General features: G+C 61.7%; 20 protein-coding genes. 6 read left to right on the plus strand and 14 right to left on the minus strand.

Translation table 11 applies throughout. From position 1 onward, the window contains the following. The first annotated feature begins 49 nt into the window (after positions 1–49). Both C7441_RS16355 and C7441_RS16360 read left to right on the plus strand, forming a co-directional pair. A complete protein-coding gene (locus C7441_RS16355) occupies positions 50–1,066 on the plus strand; it encodes a L,D-transpeptidase family protein (protein ID WP_425326593.1) in 1,017 nt (338 codons plus the stop codon). A gap of 150 nt (positions 1,067–1,216) precedes the next feature. Next, on the plus strand, positions 1,217–1,783 hold the full coding sequence (locus C7441_RS16360) for a L,D-transpeptidase (RefSeq protein WP_210205667.1): 567 nt from the start codon (positions 1,217–1,219) through the stop codon (positions 1,781–1,783). 59 nt (positions 1,784–1,842) lie between these two features. On the opposite strand, the gene C7441_RS16365 is transcribed toward C7441_RS16360, so the two are convergent. The 5 genes from C7441_RS16365 to C7441_RS16385 all read right to left on the minus strand — a co-directional run bounded on the left by C7441_RS16365 (position 1,843) and on the right by C7441_RS16385 (position 5,028). Then, positions 1,843–2,241, minus strand: a complete 399-nt coding sequence (locus C7441_RS16365) for a BA14K family protein (protein ID WP_019171331.1) — start codon at positions 2,239–2,241, stop codon at positions 1,843–1,845. Between the two features lie 293 nt (positions 2,242–2,534). Beyond that, positions 2,535–2,969, minus strand: coding sequence for a BA14K family protein (locus C7441_RS16370; RefSeq protein ID WP_109613917.1), 435 nt, complete (start codon positions 2,967–2,969; stop codon positions 2,535–2,537). A gap of 348 nt (positions 2,970–3,317) precedes the next feature. After that, positions 3,318–3,530, minus strand: a complete 213-nt coding sequence (locus C7441_RS16375; RefSeq protein WP_019171334.1) for a cold-shock protein — start codon at positions 3,528–3,530, stop codon at positions 3,318–3,320. Between the two features lie 392 nt (positions 3,531–3,922). Beyond that, positions 3,923–4,135, minus strand: a complete 213-nt coding sequence (locus C7441_RS16380) for a cold-shock protein (protein WP_019171335.1) — start codon at positions 4,133–4,135, stop codon at positions 3,923–3,925. A gap of 470 nt (positions 4,136–4,605) precedes the next feature. After that, complete coding sequence (locus tag C7441_RS16385; RefSeq protein WP_019171336.1) at positions 4,606–5,028, minus strand: VOC family protein; 423 nt, start codon at positions 5,026–5,028, stop codon at positions 4,606–4,608. A gap of 192 nt (positions 5,029–5,220) precedes the next feature. On the opposite strand from C7441_RS16385, the gene C7441_RS16390 reads away from it, so the two are divergent. Next, complete coding sequence (locus tag C7441_RS16390; RefSeq protein WP_019171337.1) at positions 5,221–5,577, plus strand: DUF1428 domain-containing protein; 357 nt, start codon at positions 5,221–5,223, stop codon at positions 5,575–5,577. Positions 5,578–5,607: 30 nt separating this feature from the next. Here the strand turns inward: C7441_RS16390 and C7441_RS16395 are convergent, their stop codons facing one another. From C7441_RS16395 to C7441_RS16425, 6 genes are all read right to left on the minus strand, one after another. After that, entirely contained in the window at positions 5,608–6,324 is a 717-nt protein-coding gene (locus C7441_RS16395; RefSeq protein WP_109613801.1) for an RNA polymerase sigma factor, read from the minus strand. Positions 6,325–6,364: 40 nt separating this feature from the next. Further along, a complete protein-coding gene (locus tag C7441_RS16400) occupies positions 6,365–6,880 on the minus strand; it encodes a plastocyanin/azurin family copper-binding protein (RefSeq protein WP_244916185.1) in 516 nt (171 codons plus the stop codon). 17 nt (positions 6,881–6,897) lie between these two features. After that, positions 6,898–7,311, minus strand: coding sequence for a DUF5602 domain-containing protein (locus C7441_RS16405; RefSeq protein WP_109613803.1), 414 nt, complete (start codon positions 7,309–7,311; stop codon positions 6,898–6,900). A gap of 193 nt (positions 7,312–7,504) precedes the next feature. Beyond that, positions 7,505–7,708, minus strand: a complete 204-nt coding sequence (locus tag C7441_RS16410) for a dodecin family protein (protein ID WP_109613804.1) — start codon at positions 7,706–7,708, stop codon at positions 7,505–7,507. Positions 7,709–8,035: 327 nt separating this feature from the next. Continuing rightward, positions 8,036–11,053 carry an excinuclease ABC subunit UvrB gene (uvrB, locus tag C7441_RS16420; protein WP_109613806.1) on the minus strand — a complete coding sequence of 1,006 codons (3,018 nt, stop codon included), beginning with the start codon at positions 11,051–11,053 and terminating at the stop codon, positions 8,036–8,038. 87 nt (positions 11,054–11,140) lie between these two features. Next, positions 11,141–11,653 carry a hypothetical protein gene (locus C7441_RS16425; RefSeq protein WP_109613807.1) on the minus strand — a complete coding sequence of 171 codons (513 nt, stop codon included), beginning with the start codon at positions 11,651–11,653 and terminating at the stop codon, positions 11,141–11,143. A 215-nt stretch (positions 11,654–11,868) separates the two neighbouring features. On the opposite strand from C7441_RS16425, the gene C7441_RS16430 reads away from it, so the two are divergent. After that, positions 11,869–12,108 carry a DUF1344 domain-containing protein gene (locus C7441_RS16430; protein ID WP_019171345.1) on the plus strand — a complete coding sequence of 80 codons (240 nt, stop codon included), beginning with the start codon at positions 11,869–11,871 and terminating at the stop codon, positions 12,106–12,108. A gap of 90 nt (positions 12,109–12,198) precedes the next feature. On the opposite strand, the gene C7441_RS16435 is transcribed toward C7441_RS16430, so the two are convergent. Then, positions 12,199–13,416 (minus strand): mandelate racemase/muconate lactonizing enzyme family protein, encoded by a 1,218-nt coding sequence (locus C7441_RS16435; protein WP_109613808.1) that lies wholly within the window; start codon positions 13,414–13,416, stop codon positions 12,199–12,201. Continuing rightward, complete coding sequence (locus tag C7441_RS16440; RefSeq protein WP_109613918.1) at positions 13,413–15,029, minus strand: GMC family oxidoreductase; 1,617 nt, start codon at positions 15,027–15,029, stop codon at positions 13,413–13,415. The genes C7441_RS16435 and C7441_RS16440 overlap by 4 nt, the downstream gene beginning before the upstream one ends. 182 nt (positions 15,030–15,211) lie before the next feature. Between C7441_RS16440 and C7441_RS16445 the strand changes: the two genes are divergently transcribed. Then, entirely contained in the window at positions 15,212–15,616 is a 405-nt protein-coding gene (locus C7441_RS16445; protein ID WP_019171348.1) for an acyl-CoA thioesterase, read from the plus strand. Positions 15,617–15,685: 69 nt separating this feature from the next. Here the strand turns inward: C7441_RS16445 and C7441_RS16450 are convergent, their stop codons facing one another. After that, complete coding sequence (locus C7441_RS16450; RefSeq protein WP_109613809.1) at positions 15,686–16,090, minus strand: winged helix-turn-helix transcriptional regulator; 405 nt, start codon at positions 16,088–16,090, stop codon at positions 15,686–15,688. An 87-nt stretch (positions 16,091–16,177) separates the two neighbouring features. On the opposite strand from C7441_RS16450, the gene C7441_RS16455 reads away from it, so the two are divergent. Then, a complete protein-coding gene (locus C7441_RS16455; protein WP_109613810.1) occupies positions 16,178–16,780 on the plus strand; it encodes an NADPH-dependent FMN reductase in 603 nt (200 codons plus the stop codon). Positions 16,781–16,822: the final 42 nt, after the last annotated feature.

The raw sequence follows: 16,822 nt of genomic DNA on the forward strand, positions 1-16,822 counted from the left end.
GAATGGCAGGGGAGGATCGGGCGACGGGTTTTTCGGGGACGAGCCGGATTTGAAACTGCTGCGTAGATTTGCTGTTCCTTTGGCTGCTCTGGCGCTGTCGACTGCGCTGGCGGGGTGCGTTTCGAGTGTGCTCGATCCCAATGTGAAGGCGAGCCAGCCGATACCCGCCAGGCTGGTCAGCCAGATGACCGCCAAGCAGATGAAGCCGTCCGACCCGATCGTGGTGCGCATCTTCAAGGAAGAGAGCGAACTGGAGATCTGGAAACGCGACCGCAGCGGACGCTACGCGCGGCTGAAGAGCTATCCGATGTGCCGCTGGTCGGGCCAGCTCGGGCCCAAGAAGCGCAATGGCGACCGGCAGGCGCCGGAAGGCTTCTATCAGGTCAACGTCCGCATGCTGAACCCGGCATCGCAATATTACCTGTCCTTCGATCTCGGTTTCCCGAACAAGCTGGAAAAGGCGCTGGGCTATAGTGGCGACTCGCTGATGGTGCATGGCGCCTGCTCATCCTCCGGCTGCTACGCCATGACGGATGACGGCGTTTCGGAAATCTACGCCGTCGTGCGCGAGGCGCTGCGCGGCGGCCAGACCTCGTTCCAGGTGCAGGCCTTCCCCTTCCGCATGACGCCGCAGAACATGGCGCGCCATCGTGACGATCCGAACATGCCGTTCTGGAAGAATCTCAAGGAAGGCTACGACATTCTCGAAGTGAAGCGGCGGCCGCCGGTCGTGTCGGCCTGCGGGGGGCGCTATGTGTTCGATGCGCAGTTCGCCAATGGCGAGCCCGCCGATCCGCTGGCTGCCTGCCCGCCGATGACGAGCGCGCCCGACCCGGACCTGATTGCCAGGCGCGACGCCGACGCGCGCGCCATGGAGGCCGCTGCCGTCAGCGGGTCGCTCATCTCCGCCCATGCCTACACGGATGGCGGAATGCACCCCAGCTTCCGCGAGTTGCTGCAGAAGAATGGCGCAAAGAATCTGGCCAAGAAGACATCACGGACGAATGTGCCGATCAGCCGGCCGGATGCGGTGCTGCTGATGGGCCAATCCGGCCAGGAAAACTGATCCGAACGCTTTATCGTTCGAGTGGCTTCACGCGAGAGTGAAGCCACTGCCTGCCCAAGGCACTATGGACGCTGCGGAAAAGCCTCCTACACTTCAACGTGTAGTGGTCGGCATTTTCAGGCATGCGTTCTGCGTTGGAAGGGGCAGTCCATGGTCAGTCGGCGTTTGTTCATGCTGGGGTTGGTCGCCGCAGCGATGTCACCTCGGACCGCACTGGCGGCCAGGTCTCACAAGCACTTCGTCCTCAACCGGAAATATGCGCCGCACAACGTCGCCTTCCCGTTCGAATACGATCCGGGGATGGTGGTGGTCGATCCATATGAGAGGTTCCTTTACCTCATCACGCGGCCCGGCACTGCCCGTCGCTATGGGGTGGGGGTCGGCAAAGCCGGTCTTGCCTGGTCCGGCTACGCCTATATCGGCCGTAAGGAAGAATGGCCGCATTGGCGGCCAACCGATGACATGATCAGGCGCGATCCGCGCAAATACGCCAAATATGCCGATGGTGTGGACGGAGGGCCACGAAATCCGCTCGGTGCGCGGGCATTGTATCTCTATGGCGAAGACGGGCGGGACACCATGTATCGCATCCACGGCACCAACGAGCCGTGGACAATCGGACGTGCGGTGTCGAACGGTTGCATCCGCATGCTCAACGCGCATGTCGAGGATCTTTATGATCGGGTGGAGATCGGCACGCCGGTTCTGGTGCTTTGAAAATTCGAGGCTTTCCCCGAGAAGGTTCCCCGTGCTTGCCGCCTGGGGAACCCGTGCCTTTATCTGGCTATACAGAAGTGCTGCTGGCCGTCATTGCCGGTGAAGGTGCCGGTGCGCGGATTGAAGGTCCGGTACCGGTTCCGGCAATAATTCAGCCATTCCGGCGACCATTCCGCGGTCGAGTAGCCCGTTTCTCCATAGCTTGTGGCGTACATGGGCGCGGCGCCGGAATAGTTGGGCGCGTACATGGGTTGCGTGCTGCTGTAATTGGGGTCGGTCGTGTAGGTGGGCCCCCAATGGTTCCGGGCGAAGAGGCCGCCAATCAGCGCGCCGGCCGCGACGCCGATGATGGCTGCGGCCCAGATCGCTTCGGGATGTGCATCCGCCGGCGGTACGGAGGTTAGCGTGGTCGCGGCCACGGCCGCGGCGAGAGCGGTGGTCTTGAGAGGATTAATCATCACAATCTCCTTCTCGCAGATACGGGTGGGAGGCCCGGATCAGGCTGCATCAGGAGAAAATAAGAACACCGCCCTGCAGAACAAGAAACTCAAGGCGCGTCGGCCAATTCGTGATCGATTGCGTCGCAAGCATGCAGTTGCGTTCCATCTATTTGTTCAGGAACGATTTTTCGGAGACGTGCTTTTCGTTTTTCGGGATCATGTTCGAATATGTGATCGGACCGTGCCTGCTGCGCCGAGGTGCAGAGCAAGTCGCGGGGCCCAGGCTTTGTGCCAGGCCCTCGCGGATTTGTTCACCCGGCGTTGCAGAAGTGCTGCAACCCGTCATAACCGGTAAAGGTGCCGGAACGCGGGTTGAACGAACGATAGCGGTCGGAGCAGTAGCGATACCATTCGGGCGTCCAGGGTTCGAGCGCGCCGTAGCGGTCGACATAAACCGGGGCCGGGCGACGCACATAGCGATAGCGCGGCTCGGCATAGACGTAGTCCGGGGCATAATAGGGATCGACTGGCTCATAGTAGCGTGGCTGGGACGCCGCGTTCGCAGCGCCTGCGGCAAGCGCGCCGACTGCCAGCCCCAGCACGCCCGCTGCGACGATGTCGCCGCTGCGATCGCGATGGCCATGGTGCCGCCAGCGTTCACCGGCATTCGCGGCCGGAAGCGATGCCACCAGCGTCGTTGCGGCCACGGCGGTGGCAAGAACGGTGGTCTTGAGAAAATGGTTCATTCCGATCTCCTTCGAGCGGTCGCTTTTTCCAGAGGCGGCCAAGCTTTCGGAAGATCCTACCGCGCTGCGCCTGAATGCAGGCTGAACGGCGTTTATGTCGAAATCAGGAATGCGTAAGCGGGGGGAAAACACAAAAAATTGCCCGATGAAACAACGCGAACCGTGCTTCATCGATGAAAGGGGGTTCCCTGCTCCCTCGGCACCGCTGCCTGGCAATCGCCGGGTCGTTGCGGGTATGCAGCGGCAAGACACACCCCGGGACCATTTCTGGCGTAATATCTTCGCGGCGGCAGACTGTCCGGTGTCCGCCGCGAAGTGGTCATCCGAGCGCGTGGGCGCCCGGACGTATCAGGCAATCGTCAGGTTTACGGCCTTGGGGCCCTTGCCGCGCTTGTCCGGCTCGGTCTCGAACGTGACTTTCTGGCCATCATCAAGGCCCGGAAGTCCGGAGGCCTGCACGGCGGAGATGTGAACGAAAACGTCCTTCGCACCATCGTCCGGCGTGATGAAGCCGAAGCCTTTGGCATGATTGAAGAATTTTACAGTGCCGGTCTGCGGCATGGGTAGCTCCTTGTATTCCCCTCATAAGTCCATATCTGGCGGAATTTCCGCCATCTCGGTCGTTCACTGGGGGAGAAGAAACAGACATCGAGTGGGGCATTCGCCCTCTTTTTCACGATTCCAGCCAGGAAACCTTCGGTTTTCCCAGGGCAGGCTATTCCACTCTCCGGGCCCGTAAATGCCCGAAGGCTAAGTTTCTCCATATTTTATCGACAGGGGCAAGCAAAAGTTTTCGGCAGCACCTTGGCGGGCGAGGAAGTTTTTGCGCGCCTGCGCTTCAAATGCATTTCACGATGCATCTTGTGCGGAAAAATATGCCGATAAATCAAAGAGAAAGGCGCGGCATAAGCCGCGCCTTTCATCGATTTCGGGATCGTTCCAGCCGGTCTGGGTCAGACGACGGCGAGGTTGACCGCCTTCGGGCCCTTGCCCATGCGATCAGGCTCGACGTCGAAGGTGACCTTCTGGCCGTCGACCAACGTGTGCAGGCCGGACCGTTCGACAGCAGAGATGTGAACGAAGACGTCTTTTGCGCCGCCGTCCGGCGTGATGAAGCCGAAACCCTTGGTGGCGTTGAAGAATTTGACGGTGCCGCTTTGGGACATTGTGGGGAAACTCCTTCACCCATTTTCAGTCGGTCCCCGATCCGTCTGGCGCCGGCGCGGGGAGGTGGTAGCAAATTGGCGGTCGTGCATTCGCGCACGGTGAAGCCCCCGCCAAAACGGGGCTGTCAGAGATTCACGGTTTTCGGAGAGTGGGGTCTGCAACAAGCGTTCCAATCACCGGGCCACAAATGCCCGAACCACGAATTCATTGCACGGAAATGTGAAGCTGGCAAGACAGCTTGTGCGAAGACGATTTCAGTTTGCCAATATAATTTAGCAAATCAAGATATATAAGGAAGTCGTCGACATCGTTCCTTGATCGCAAAGTCAAGGGGGTGTTGCGAACGGAAGTCGACGAGTGTCTTGTTCTGATGCGGGGGGAGTATGCGCCCGGCGAATCTTGCGCCGGACGCATGGAAGACCTGGCTCGATTTCGACTTATACTGCGGGACGCAGGGCGAGCGCGAACGTCAGCCCTTTTTCACCGGTGCGTTCATGCCCCAGTTCACGCCGAACGGATCGCGCAGCAAACCCCAGCGATCGCCCCAGAACATCACGTCGAGCGGCACCTCCACCGTGCAACCGGCATCGACGGCGCGCTGCCACCATGCGTCGACATCGTCGCCAAGGATGAGCTGCATCGTATAGCCCTGCGGTGGAACGCTGGGATGGCCGTGTTCGGGGTATGCATCGCCGAGCATCAGGGAGCTTCCGTTGACGTAGAGATGCACATGCATCGTGCGGCCCTTGTCGTCCGGCGGATAGGCGAATGCGAGTTCGGCGCCGAAGGCGCGCTTGTAGAAGTCGGCCGCTTTCACGGCGCCATCCACCTGCAGATAGGCGACGAGGCCGCCCAGCGTCCTGGCCGGTGCTTGTGTGGTCGCTTCGGTCATGTCTTTTCCTCCATTGATTGTCGCGCTTTCCCATGACGGCGGAGAAACAGGTTTTCCGACAACCGAGCGGAATTTTTTTTAAGAACACCCGGTTGCGGCCAGAGCCAGAAGGGAGAAAAATTCCGCTCGTCGTGTCGGTTCGGCAAGGGGGCGGACGTCTTCGATGTGCAAACGCAACGGGAGAGATGAAAAATGTCCTATGTCGATGGTTTCGTGGTCGCTGTACCCAAGGACAATATCGACGCCTACAAGTCGATGGCGAAACTGGCCGGAGAGGTCTGGATGGAACATGGCGCGCGCGCCTATGTCGAATGCATAGGCGACGATGTGCCTTATGGCGAACTGACCTCGTTTCCGCGTGCCGTGCAGGCCAAGGAAAATGAGATCGTGGTGTTCTCATGGATCGTCTACGGCTCGCGCGAGGACCGCGATGCCATCAACGGGAAGGTGATGGCCGATCCGCGCCTGAAGGATTTCATGAACGATGCGCCTTTCGACGGAAAACGCATGATCTATGGCGGCTTCCAGAGCTTCATGGAGCTGGGTTGACGCCTCTCGCGATCGGATGAAGGCGATGCTTCAATCCGGTCGCGAGATATTCCGGTGTTCGCGCAAGCGGGCGATCACGCGGTCGCCCATGCGCGCGCAACGCATGCCGTCGAAGGGGAAAAGGCTCGAAAAGGTCGCGGAAAACCGCCGTTCGATCGAATTGCGCATCATCGCGCGGGCACGGTGGAGACGCGTCTTTACGGTTTCGGGACGGATCGCGAGGAGGGTTGCCGTCTCCTCGATGCTCATTTCCTCGACATCGCGCAGGACGAAGACGATCCTGAACGGTTCCGGCAGTTCGTCCACCGTGCGTTCGAGGAGATCGCGTAGCTGGCTGCGCGCCGTTTCCGCCTCGGGGTCGGGCACATGCGCTCCGGGGAAGGGGATCAGTTGCGCCTCATCGGCCCTGTCGACCTCCTCGAGTTCGGCAGTCGGCCGGCGGCGGCGCAACCGCCCCAGCGCCTCGTTGAGCGCAATCCGGGTCAGCCAGGTGAGCATGCGCGCCTCGCCGCGAAAGGAAGCCAGATTGGTGAAGGCTTTGACGTAGGTTTCCTGAACGATGTCCTCGGCTTCCGCGTCGTCGCGCACAATGCTTCGGGCGATACGGAAGAGCCGTCGATTGTGGCGACGTATGAGCGTGCGAATGGCTGCTTCATCGTTGCGGCGTGCAAGCTCGACCAGACATGCATCGTCCTGTGACTCAAGGCTGTTCAGAGGCGTTTGTGCCCGCACGGGACTTGTCTGCATGACATTCCTCGCTCCCTGGGATTTCTCGGAACATTGTGTGTCAGGCGCGTCGAACAATGCCTTTTTTCATGATCTCATCCACTGCCGGGAAGTTATCGAGCGCTATCTGCGGCAAGGCTCCCTCACTCTCGGGGTTCTGTGGCATTGCCAGATCCCAGTCGTTTTCGGCCGGGTCGCCCACAACGATCCGGCCAACCATGCCAGCGTGCTCGTGCGGGATACAGTAGAAGTCGTAAATCCCCGGCACCGTCAGCGTGACCGAAAAGGTCTCATTCGGCAACAGGTAGTCGGAATCCCACGGCCTGGCTTTCGTCGGGATGCGGCGTGGCCGGTCAAACAGCGACGGGTGATAGGCGGTGGCGGTATGCGAGTTGCCGGCGTCGCCGTTTGTCCAGCGCACCGTCTGGCCCGGCTGAATGCGCAAGCCGATCGGGTCGAACCACACATGCGCGCCGTCGGCATTGCCATGCATCCGTATATCGACCACGTCCGAGGCCAGAGCCGGCAGGCGAAGGAGGCCGAAGGCGGCGAGAAAGCCGCCGCCTGCCTGCAACATATGTCGCCTGGTGGTGATCATTTCGCGACCCGCGCCTCGTCCTTGGCCGAAACATGCCACAGAACGATGTGGGTGTGCGGCGTTTCCACGCCCGGATGGCCGGCATTGTAGTAAATGCTGACATGATCGACATTGCCGCCCGGAGCCGCAAGATCATCAAAGTGCTTGTCCGGATTCAGGTCCTTGAGGGGGATCATGTAAATGGTGCTGACGAGTGCCCCGTCATGGTCGTAGGCAAGGAAGGGGCCAGCGGGAAGCGTCTTGGGATCGACGAAAAGCTGACCGATTCCGGGAATGAAGTCCGGCAGCTTTACCAGTTTGCTGACCTGCTCATACGGGGCCGACGGGGGCGACTTGGCGACCTGCTCGGCAGCGGCGACGGGCAGCGTGCCGGCGGCGGTCAGGGCAAGTGCAAAGGCGAGCGCTTTCATGGACAATGCTCCTTGGCAAGGCGCGACCGTTCATTCGGCCGCTAAGCGTTGGATGGCGCTGCCTCGCAAAGGTTCCCATGAAATTCGATATTGTTGGCCAACGCGCCGCCCGACGTGACGGCAGGCGACCCGGATGCGTTTCCGTTGTCGTCCCGCCAGGGAGGAGCCGGCGCGGTGCCTGGGCTGCCGCGCGTCAATCCTCAAGCACGAAGGTCACTTTCAGATTGACGCGGTATTGGGTGATCTTGCCGCTGCTGACTTCGACCTGCTGATCCTTTACCCAGGCGCTGGTGATGTTTTTCAGCGTCTTGGCAGCGCGCTCCACGCCCAGTCTCACGGCGTCGTCGAAGCCCTTGTCGGAGGTGGCGATAATTTCCGTGACCTTGGCGACTGACATGATTTTCCTCCTGTTGCTGAACAAACGGCTTCGCGCCGCGATTGCGGCGGAAGGGCCCGAAATGGCGGGCCTGGCTATGCAGCAGGAAGGTAGGGCGGGCGGCGGCATTGTCATCGGCGACACAGCCGGATGCAGCAGCCATTTTTCGACGGAACGGTGCGTAGCCTCAATGGCCCGGCCTTTAGTATGATCCCGAAAAGTGGGAACCGGCTTTCGGAAAAGATCATGCTCAAACAAACAGCCGGAGCCTGATGACGCTCCGAGAAACGTCATCAGCCTCCGGCGGCATGGCTTTTGCCTGAGAAGTCTACCTGAGAAGTCCGGGCTTCAGTGCCCCGGTTTGCCGGTCTTGCCGGGCCGCCGTTTGCGCTGACGTTCGTCGGCCGGGTCCTCATAGGATCCCGCGCCGATCTTGGCCCGCTTGATGGGTTTGGTGCCTTCCACCGGCTTTTCGGTGCGGCCCACGGTCATTTCGTCCAGACTGTTCTTTCGGAAGAGGGATTTGCCGCCGCTTGCCCGATCGTCGTCCGGCAGGCCGTAATCGGCACCGTGAGCTTCCTGCGCCGACTGCTTCTTGAACAGCGAGCGCGAAACCGCGCCGGCCGGCGTGGTCATGTCGGTGCCGGGGCCCATGTCGTCGATATGCGGTTTCTGGAACAGTGAGGTGCCCAGCGGCTTTGCGCCGTCGGCACCCATTTCGTCCAGATGAGGCTTGCGGAACAAGGATGAATCGCCCTTGTCGCCGACTGCGCGATGCCTGGCGATGCCCTTGTTGTGCTTGCCCTTTTCACGGCCGGAAACGGGACTTTCCATCTCGGCGTATTTCGCCAGTGGATCGTCCGAGACGGAAAGCTCCAGCTCGCGCAGGCGCTTGATCTCGTCGCGGATGCGCGCGGCGCGCTCGAAGTCGAGATCGGCGGCGGCATCGCGCATCTGCTTGTCCAGCGCCTCCAGATGCGCCTTGAGATTGTTGCCGACCATGTTGCCGTCAGCGGCGAAGTCGGAAATGTCGGCGCGGACGTGGTCTTTCTCGTAGACCGATTCCAGAATGTCGGCGATGCGCGACTTCACGCTTTCCGGCGTGATGCCGTTGGCCTCGTTCCATGCCACCTGCTTTTCGCGGCGGCGCGTGGTTTCGGCCATCGCCCGTTCCATCGAGCCGGTGATGTTGTCGGCATAGAGGATGACCTTGCCATCGACGTTACGCGCCGCGCGGCCGATGGTCTGGATGAGCGAGGTCTCCGAACGCAGAAACCCTTCCTTGTCGGCGTCGAGAATGGCGACGAAGCCGCATTCGGGGATGTCGAGACCTTCGCGCAGCAGGTTGATGCCGACCAGCACGTCGAAGGCGCCGAGGCGCAGGTCACGCAGGATTTCGATGCGCTCCAGCGTGTCGATGTCGGAGTGCATGTAACGCACGCGAATGCCGTTCTCGTGCAGATATTCGGTCAGGTCCTCAGCCATGCGCTTGGTCAGCACCGTGACCAGCGTGCGGTAGCCCTTGGCGGTGGTTTCGCGGATTTCGCCCAGCACGTCGTCGACCTGGCTCTTGGCCGGGCGCACTTCGACAGGCGGGTCGATGAGGCCGGTCGGACGAATGACCTGCTCGGCGAACACACCGCCGGATTCCTCCAGCTCCCAGCCGCCGGGCGTGGCCGAAACCGCCACGGTGAGCGGGCGCATTGCGTCCCATTCCTCGAAGCGCAGCGGCCGGTTGTCCATGCAGGAGGGGAGGCGGAAACCATATTCGGCAAGGGTAGCCTTGCGGCGGAAGTCGCCGCGATACATGCCGCCGATCTGCGGCACGGTGACGTGGCTCTCGTCGATGAAGACGATGGCGTTGTCCGGCACATATTCGAACAGCGTGGGCGGTGGGTCACCGGGGTCGCGGCCGGTCAGGTAGCGCGAATAGTTCTCGATACCGGCGCAGGAACCGGTTGCCTCGAGCATTTCGAGGTCGAAGCGCGTGCGCTGCTCCAGCCGCTGTGCTTCAAGAAGGCGTCCAGCCTTTTCAAGCTCCTGCAGCCGGTGCTGCAGCTCTTCCTTGATGGACTTGATGGCCTGATTCAAGGTCGGGCGCGGCGTCACATAATGCGAGTTGGCGTAGATCTTCACGCTTTTCAGGTCGCCGGTCTTTTGGCCGGTCAGCGGGTCGAACTCGGTGATCTGCTCGATCTCGTCGCCGAACATGGAGATGCGCCAGGCCGAATCTTCCAAGTGGGCCGGGAAGATTTCGATCGTGTCGCCGCGCACGCGGAAGGAGCCGCGCACGAAGTTGACGTCCTGCCGCTTGTATTGCTGGGCGACGAGGTCGGCGAGCAGTTGCCGCTGGTCGAGCCGGTCGCCGACCTGCATCTGGAAGGTCATCGCCGTATAGGTCTCTACCGAGCCGATACCGTAGATGCAGGACACGGAGGCGACGATGATGACGTCGTCGCGCTCCAGCAGCGAGCGGGTGGCCGAGTGGCGCATGCGGTCGATCTGCTCGTTGATCGACGATTCCTTCTCGATGAAGGTGTCGGTGCGAGGCACATAGGCTTCCGGCTGGTAGTAGTCGTAGTAGGAGACGAAATACTCGACCGCGTTGTCGGGGAAGAATTTCTTGAACTCGGCGTAAAGCTGCGCCGCGAGCGTCTTGTTGGGGGCGAGGATCAGGGCAGGGCGCTGCGTTTCCTCGATCACCTTGGCCATGGTGAAGGTCTTGCCGGAGCCGGTGACGCCGAGCAGCACCTGCGTGCGCTCGCTTTGGCCGACGCCTTCCACGAGGTCCTTGATGGCGGTCGGCTGGTCGCCCGCCGGCTCGAAGTCCGAGACCATCTTGATGGCCACGCCGCCTTCGGACTTTTCCGGGCGTTCGGGCCGATGCGGCACCCAGGCCTTGCCGTTCTTGTGCAGCGGATTGCCACTTTCGATCAGCGCCGAAAGTGCTGCGACCGTGGCGGTGACGCCCGAAGGGGCGAGCGTCTCGGCCTCCTCCAGGCTGATGTCCATGCCGGCGACCGGGTTGAGGCCGGCGGCGGCACGCTCCTTGGCCGTGGCCGCGCCGCCCATCGAAGTGCCGCGCGCCGTGCGTGCCGGGGCGGCGGAACGCTCGGGAACCTTCTTGGCGGATTTTGGCTTGGCCTTTTCCGCTTTGCGCGCAATCTCGTCGGCCCAATCGGAAATCGAGCCGCTCAATGGCGTACCGGACAACCCGGCCTGTGGAGCCTCCGAAAAGCCTTTGCGCTCAAGCGGTTCTGCGGCATCGAGAAAATCGGTCAATGCGCTGCGCCGCATGCCCTTTGCGGGGCGATCGTCGCGTGCGGCCGCGTCGTGCGGCGATTTCTTGTCGGGGGATTTGACCATGGTCCGGAATATGGTGGGAGTCCGAGGAAATGAAAAGGGCCGGCAGGGCAAAAGCCACTGCTGCTGACATGGCGGTGTCAGTGGCGGCTACTGGCAGTTGCCTATGGCATCGCGAATAAGCTGGCCGCCCCCGGTGAGGTCGAAGCTGGCGAAACTCTCGAACGTGGACCCATCTGAGCCTGTCGTCGGGTTGAGGTCGAAGTTGAGAGTCAACAACTCCCCGGTGCCGAGAGCTGCGACCAACGCCGGGTCGAGCGGTGCCTGATAGCCGTCCTGTTCCTCGCCTTCCGAGAACAGGACCACGGCATCGCCGGAGCCAGCCGCAACGATGGGGAAGACCTGATCGTCCACCACGGCGCGGATGAAGCCGGGTTTGTAGAAAAAGTCCTCGACCTCGCCGCCGGAGAGCGGCCGGATCGTGCCGTCACCGCCTGAATAGACGTCGATTACCGCGCCATCCACGCAATGCAGCACGACGGCCTGAATGGTGCTGTTTGTGTCGCTCGGCGCGGAGGTCACGCCATCGTCGAGCGGTTTCCATTCGGCAAGCGCCGGCTGGGCAAACAACAAGACGACAGCGGCCAGAAGAACTTTCTTCATGCACGAAATTAGCCATGGATTTGGGGTGTCGGCAAGGGGACGCCACGACCGCGATGCGGGTGTTTTTCCAGCGTGACGAGTTATCGCGAATACGTGTTCTTCAAATCTCGTTTGTGGGAGCAACCGTTTCGGGGTCGATGCGTTAGCCCGCCGCTTGCTCTCGCGCCGGATGTGTCGATGGGCGACGCATCTCTGCGCTACAATAGGAGAAGCCGATGAAAACGATCCTCGCAACGGCCTTGCTGACGATGATGGCCATCGCGCCGACGATGGCTGGAGAAATGCAGGGTAAGATCAAGTCGGTCGATATGAAGAAGCATGAGATCACCATGCAGGATGGAATGTCGGTCATGGTGAAGCCGACCGTGAAGCTGGATGGGCTGAAGGCTGGCGAGCAGGTGAAAATAACGACCGGCAGCGACAAGATGGCGACCGCCGTTGAACGAGTGAAGTGACGATGATCCGCGAAGGTCGGCCCGGTGGGCCGGCCTTCGCATGACGATTCCGGATTTTCTGCCAAGGCGCTGATCGGGATCGCAATTTTCCTACGGGAACAGCGGATCCTGCGCCATTTGCAGATGCAGTTCCGGGCCGGTCCAGGGATGCGCCTCGCACACCGCCTCATCCAGTTCGACGCCGAGTCCCGGTTCCTTCGAAGGAATGACGTTCCCGCTCTGCCAGTCGATCTTTGACTTCAGAAGCTTCTCGTGGAAACCGTCCCACTGTTTCAGCGACTCCAGAATGAGGAAGTTGGGCAAGCTCGTAGCAAGTTGGATGTTGGCCGCGCCGACGATCGGTCCGCAATAGCAGTGCGGCGCGATCTGGATATGGTAGGCCTCGGCCATGGCCGCGATCTTCTTCGTTTCGAGAATGCCGCCAGAGCGGCCGAGGTCCGGTTGCAGGATGCTGGCCGCGCGGTTTTCGATGATACGGGCGAATTCCCATTTCGTCGTCAGCCGCTCGCCAGTGGCGATGGGAATTGAGGTGCCACGGGCCACTTGCGCCATCACCTCAGGCATGTCCGGCGGCACCGGTTCCTCGAACCACAGCGGATCGTAGGGCTCGATGGCCCTGGCCATGCGCAGCGCGCCGGCGGCTGTGAACTGGCCATGCGTGCCGAATAATATGTCGGCACGGTTGCCCACCGCTGCACGGATTGCCTTCAGCATGCGCGCCGACAGGTCGATGTCGATGAGGCGCGGCTGGTGGCCGTCGAAGGCTGTATAGGGCCCGGCGGGGTCGAGCTTCACCGCATTGAAACCCTGCTCGACATAGGCGAGGGCGCATTCGGCGGCCAGGTCGGGGTCGTTGTAGACGTTCTTGTCCGGGTTGTCGGCCTCGGCCGGCACGGCGCTGCCGGTTTGCGGATAAAGATAGGTGTAGGAGCGCAGCGCCTCATGCACCTGGCCACCCAGCAGCTTGTAGACCGGCTTTCCCGCCTCCTTGCCGACAATGTCCCAGCAGGCGATTTCCAGCGCAGAAAAGCAGCCCATGACGGAAATGTCCGGCCGTTGCGAGAACCCGGAGGAATAGGCGCGACGAAAGAAGGTTTCGATGTCGTGGGGATCGTGCCCGACCAGGTAGCGCTCGGCGAGGTCTTCGATCATGCGCGCGGTGACATGTGGGCCGAAGGTGGCGTTATAGGCCTCGCCATAGCCGACCACGTTGCTGTCGGTCGTGAGCTTCACGAAGATGAAATAGCGTCCACCGATGCCCGGTGGCGGATTGCCGACGACGAAGGTTTTTACGTCGGTGATCTTCATGCGTGATCCTCCAAAATCATCTCCGCGCCCTTCCAGCCGGTCATGATGGAAGCTGCATTGGTGTTGCCGCTGATGTTGTCGGGGAAGATCGAGGCGTCGACAATGCGCAGGCCATCAAGCCCGTGTACCTTCAGGCGCGGGTCAACGACGGATTGCGATGCGTCGACCCCCATGCGGCAGGTCGAGACCGGGTGATAGACCGTGCCGCTGCGCTTGCGGAAATCGGCGATCAACTCGTCGTCGCTCACGCATTTCGGGCCGGGCAGCACCTCTTGCTCGATTACTTCGCGCATGGCGGGCATCGATGCGAGCTTGCGCAGGAATTTCACCGCAGCGAGCATTTCGGCGACGTCGGTGTCGGTGGAATAGGCGTTGGGCACGATCCTGGGATGGTCGAGCGGGTTTTTTGTGCGGATCATGATCGAGCCGCGGCTCGACGGCCGGCAGTTGGACAGGCCGATGGAAAAGCCCGGCCACGGGTCGGGTGTCAGGATGGGGCGTTCGCCCGGCTTGGGCAGAACCGTCGAGAACGCCTGGAAATAGAGCTGCATGTTGGGGCGCGCTTGCGTGGCGTCCGTGCGGAAGAAGCCGCCGCCCTGGTTCATGCTCATCGACAGCGGGCCGGTGCTCAGCAGGAGATATTGCATACCGACCAGCATCTTGCCCCACCACGGGCGAAGCGTCTGGTTCAGCGTCGGCAGCCGTCCTTTGTAGGTGTAGTTGATGCCGAGATGATCCTGCAGATTGGCGCCGACATGGGCGTTGGCATGCACCACCGGGATGCCAAGGTCCCTTAACAGATCGGCAGGACCGACGCCGGAAAGCTGCAAGAGTTGCGGCGTGTTGACCGAGCCGCCACACAGCACCACCTCGCGCCCGGCGCGTGCCGTGTGCGTGCGGCCGTTCTTCAGATATTCGATGCCGGTTGCGCGGCTGCCTTCAAACAGGATTTTCGTCGCCAGGGCATCGGTTTCGACGCGGACATTGGCGCGTTTCATGGCCGGGCGCAGGAAGGCGTGGGCGGCGGACCAGCGGCGGCCATCCTTCGTGTTGAGCTGATAGATGCCGACGCCTTCCTGGGCCGCGCCGTTGAAATCCTGATTGAGGGCGAGGCCGGCCTGCTCCCCGGCCTCGAGGAAGCGGTGGGTGAGGGGATGCACGCGGCTGCGATTGTCGGTCACGTGGATCGGGCCGCCGCGCCCGCGCCATTCGTCGGCGCCGGCTTCGTTGTCCTCGATCGCCTTGAAGATCGGCAGGAGATCATCATAGCTCCAGCCGGAATTACCCGCCGCTGCCCAGCCGTCGAAATCCTCGCGCTGGCCGCGAATCCAGACCATGGCGTTGATGGAGCTGGAGCCGCCGAGCAGTTTGCCGCGCGGCCAGTGGTCGGCATTGCCGGCGAGGCCGGGATCGGCTTCCGTCTTGTAGTTCCAGTTCACCGCCGGGTCGAAGAAGGTTTTGCCATAGCCCAGCGGCATCTGCACGAAGAAGCGGCGGTCGGTGCCGCCGGCCTCCAGAACCAGCACCGAGTGGCGCCCGCCGGCCGACAGTTTTTCGGCCACAACGCAGCCGGCTGAACCTGCACCGATGATAATGAAATCATAGTCTTGCATCGGAAAGAAAAGACCGTCCGCAAACTGGCTCAACCATCGATTCAAGCCTAGACCCTGTCTCGTCGCCTTGGCCGATGGGCGACCGGCATGGCCTGTGAAAAAAGCGACCGTGTGGCAATTGCGAAGCTTGTCGGGTGCGGCGGTAACTGCCAACCATGCAGGTGAGGTCAGGGAGATTCCAGATGGTGCAATACGCAGACGGTCAGCCGACAGGCGAACTCACCTTGCGCACGCTGGCCATGCCGGCTGACGCCAATGCCGCCGGCGATATTTTCGGCGGCTGGGTGATGGCGCAGATGGACCTTGCCTGCGGCATCCGCGCCGCCGAACGCGCGAGAGGGCGCGTGGTGACGGCGGCGGTGAAGGAAATGTCCTTCGCCAAACCGATGAAGATCGGTGACACGCTATGCATCTACACCCATGTTACCCGCATTGGCCGCACCTCCATGACTCTGAAGGTCGAGGCATGGGCGCAACGCTACCTCACTGAACTGATGGAACGTGTGACCGACGCCGATTTCGTCATGGTGGCTCTGGACGGCGAGGGCAAGCCGAAGCCGGTGCCGGTGGAAGAGGGGAATGAATAGGGAGTAGCCAATAGCGAATAGGGCGGAAGTGAAAATGGCTTGACGGGCTACGGCAACCGCCAACCCTCGCTACTCGCTACTCGCTACTCGCTGTCTTGTAACCCGTTCCGGGCAGGCGGCATCGAACTTCATCCGCGCTTCGTTCACGCGCGCGGTGTTCTTGCGCGCCCATTCGCCCAGCGCGGTGACCGGCACCAGAAGCTCGTGGCCGAGTTCGGTAAGTTCATAATCGACACGCGGCGGGATGGTGGGAAACACGGTGCGTGTGACGAACCCGTCGCGCTCCAGTCCGCGCAACGTGGTGGTCAGCATTTTCTGCGAGATGCCGCCGACGATGTGGCGCAGTTCGTTGAAGCGCATCGGGCCGCTGCCGAGCTGGCTTACGACCAGGACGGTCCATTTGTCGCCGACGCGCTGCAATATATCGCTGACGGCCCGGCAATCCTCGGTGCGGTGCAGGTGCCTCGGTTTCAAAAAAGTGCCTCCTTGCGGCTCGTTATTTAAGTCACCTATATAGCGTCGGTATCCATAAGATACCAGATTTCGAAAGGAGAGAATGCGATGTCCAAGCCGAAGGTCGGCATTATCATCGGCTCCACGCGCGCCGCGCGTTTCGCTGACAAGCCTGTAGAGTGGTTCACCAGTCTGGCCAAGGCGCGCGGCGATGTCGAGGTGGAAGTGGTCGATCTGCGCGACTATCCGATGCCCTTTTTCGAGGAAGCGGTTTCACCTGCATGGGGCCCCTCGCAGAGCGAGGTTGCGCGCAGGTTTCAGGAGAAGGTCGCTTCGCTCGACGGATTCATCTTTACCGCCGCCGAATACAATCACGGCCCGACGGCCGTGCTGAAGAACGCGCTCGATTATGCCTATACCGAGTGGAACAAGAAGCCGGCCGGCTTCATCGGCTATGGCGGCGTGGGCGGCGCCCGCGCGGTCGAGCAACTGCGCATGCATGCGGTGGAACTGCAGATGGCGCCCACCAAGACGGCCGTTCACATCGTGTGGGGCGATTTCCTTGCTATCAGGGACGGCAAGAAGATCGATGAAATCGAGCATCTCAACCAGGCCGGCAAGGCGTTGCTGGACGAGACGATCTGGTGGGCCAAGGCGCTCAAGGTTGCGCGCGATGCCGATGCGGCCGCAGCCGCCACACAGGCCGCCTGAGCGGCAACGACATTTCCTCCCAAGAGACGGCAGGGCGGCAGC

The sequence above is a fragment of the Pseudaminobacter salicylatoxidans genome (assembly GCF_003148475.1).
Classification (GTDB): domain Bacteria; phylum Pseudomonadota; class Alphaproteobacteria; order Rhizobiales; family Rhizobiaceae; genus Pseudaminobacter; species Pseudaminobacter salicylatoxidans.

What these genes read in the sequence shown, in the direction of transcription:
- C7441_RS16385 (WP_019171336.1), bottom strand. Translation starts at nt 5,028, where the DNA reads ATGACCGAAGCGACCACACAAGCACCGGCCAGGACGCTGGGCGGCCTC.
- C7441_RS16400 (WP_244916185.1), bottom strand. Translation starts at nt 6,880, where the DNA reads ATGTTGCAGGCAGGCGGCGGCTTTCTCGCCGCCTTCGGCCTCCTTCGC.
- C7441_RS16455 (WP_109613810.1), top strand. Translation starts at nt 16,178, where the DNA reads ATGTCCAAGCCGAAGGTCGGCATTATCATCGGCTCCACGCGCGCCGCG.
- C7441_RS16430 (WP_019171345.1), top strand. Translation starts at nt 11,869, where the DNA reads ATGAAAACGATCCTCGCAACGGCCTTGCTGACGATGATGGCCATCGCG.
- C7441_RS16405 (WP_109613803.1), bottom strand. Translation starts at nt 7,311, where the DNA reads ATGAAAGCGCTCGCCTTTGCACTTGCCCTGACCGCCGCCGGCACGCTG.
- C7441_RS16375 (WP_019171334.1), bottom strand. Translation starts at nt 3,530, where the DNA reads ATGCCGCAGACCGGCACTGTAAAATTCTTCAATCATGCCAAAGGCTTC.
- C7441_RS16445 (WP_019171348.1), top strand. Translation starts at nt 15,212, where the DNA reads ATGGTGCAATACGCAGACGGTCAGCCGACAGGCGAACTCACCTTGCGC.
- C7441_RS16360 (WP_210205667.1), top strand. Translation starts at nt 1,217, where the DNA reads ATGGTCAGTCGGCGTTTGTTCATGCTGGGGTTGGTCGCCGCAGCGATG.
- C7441_RS16395 (WP_109613801.1), bottom strand. Translation starts at nt 6,324, where the DNA reads ATGCAGACAAGTCCCGTGCGGGCACAAACGCCTCTGAACAGCCTTGAG.
- C7441_RS16440 (WP_109613918.1), bottom strand. Translation starts at nt 15,029, where the DNA reads ATGCAAGACTATGATTTCATTATCATCGGTGCAGGTTCAGCCGGCTGC.
- uvrB (WP_109613806.1), bottom strand. Translation starts at nt 11,053, where the DNA reads ATGGTCAAATCCCCCGACAAGAAATCGCCGCACGACGCGGCCGCACGC.
- C7441_RS16365 (WP_019171331.1), bottom strand. Translation starts at nt 2,241, where the DNA reads ATGATTAATCCTCTCAAGACCACCGCTCTCGCCGCGGCCGTGGCCGCG.
- C7441_RS16380 (WP_019171335.1), bottom strand. Translation starts at nt 4,135, where the DNA reads ATGTCCCAAAGCGGCACCGTCAAATTCTTCAACGCCACCAAGGGTTTC.
- C7441_RS16435 (WP_109613808.1), bottom strand. Translation starts at nt 13,416, where the DNA reads ATGAAGATCACCGACGTAAAAACCTTCGTCGTCGGCAATCCGCCACCG.
- C7441_RS16370 (WP_109613917.1), bottom strand. Translation starts at nt 2,969, where the DNA reads ATGAACCATTTTCTCAAGACCACCGTTCTTGCCACCGCCGTGGCCGCA.
- C7441_RS16410 (WP_109613804.1), bottom strand. Translation starts at nt 7,708, where the DNA reads ATGTCAGTCGCCAAGGTCACGGAAATTATCGCCACCTCCGACAAGGGC.
- C7441_RS16390 (WP_019171337.1), top strand. Translation starts at nt 5,221, where the DNA reads ATGTCCTATGTCGATGGTTTCGTGGTCGCTGTACCCAAGGACAATATC.
- C7441_RS16425 (WP_109613807.1), bottom strand. Translation starts at nt 11,653, where the DNA reads ATGAAGAAAGTTCTTCTGGCCGCTGTCGTCTTGTTGTTTGCCCAGCCG.